The 722-nt window shown below is 54.7% G+C and carries 1 protein-coding gene; it reads left to right on the forward strand.

Going from position 1 to position 722, the window contains the following annotated elements:
* The first annotated feature begins 131 nt into the window (after window positions 1-131).
* Window positions 132-593, forward strand: a complete 462-nt coding sequence (dtd, locus tag BDE01S_RS10870; protein ID WP_066081489.1) for a D-aminoacyl-tRNA deacylase — start codon at window positions 132-134, stop codon at window positions 591-593.
* Window positions 594-722: the final 129 nt, after the last annotated feature.

A 722-nucleotide genomic window follows, 5' to 3' on the forward strand; every position in this document is an offset into this window, starting at 1 on the left:
GAATAACACAGAATGGGACAAGGCAGCGAAGCCGCACCCAAGGACTAACCTACACGCTCAATACAAGTCACAAGCGGTCAATAACGATAACAACCGCCCTATTTCACTAACCCCCAATTCCAGGACACACCATGCGCGCCGTTATCCAAAAAGTCACCCATGCCCGAGTAGATGTCATCGAACCCGAGTGCCGCGAAACCAGCGGCGCCATCGAACACGGATTTATGATACTGCTCGGCATTACCCACAGCGATACCGAAGCCGATGCCCGCTACATCGCCGACAAAGCCGCCAACCTGCGGATTTTCGAAGACGAAGCCGGCAAGCTGAATTTATCGCTGAAAGACGTCGGCGGATCCGTATTGCTGGTTTCCCAATTCACCCTCTACGCCGATGCACGCAGCGGCCGCCGCCCTTCCTTCTCCCAAGCCGCCCCCGCCGCGCAGGCCGAAGCCCTGTATCTGCATACCGCAGAGCTGCTACGCGCCCACGGCCTGAACGTGGCCACCGGCCGCTTCCAAACCCATATGCAGGTTTCCCTGTGCAACGATGGCCCGGTTACGCTGCTGCTGGATTCGCAGAAAGTGTTTTAAAGCTATCAAACAAGGGCTCTGCACAAATTTCAAAAGCGGCAAAACCTCTTCCGGCAATACAGCTACAAATTCCGTTGATAGTTGAGATAGAAATGCTTTGTTCGGTAGGCTGTCCACCTAGACTCTTAA

The sequence above is a fragment of the Bergeriella denitrificans NBRC 102155 genome (genome assembly GCF_001592185.1).
GTDB classification, from domain to species: Bacteria; Pseudomonadota; Gammaproteobacteria; order Burkholderiales; family Neisseriaceae; genus Neisseria; species Neisseria denitrificans.

Excerpts from the sequence above, each read along its gene's own strand:
- dtd (WP_066081489.1), top strand. The coding sequence starts at position 132 with ATGCGCGCCGTTATCCAAAAAGTCACCCATGCCCGAGTAGATGTCATC.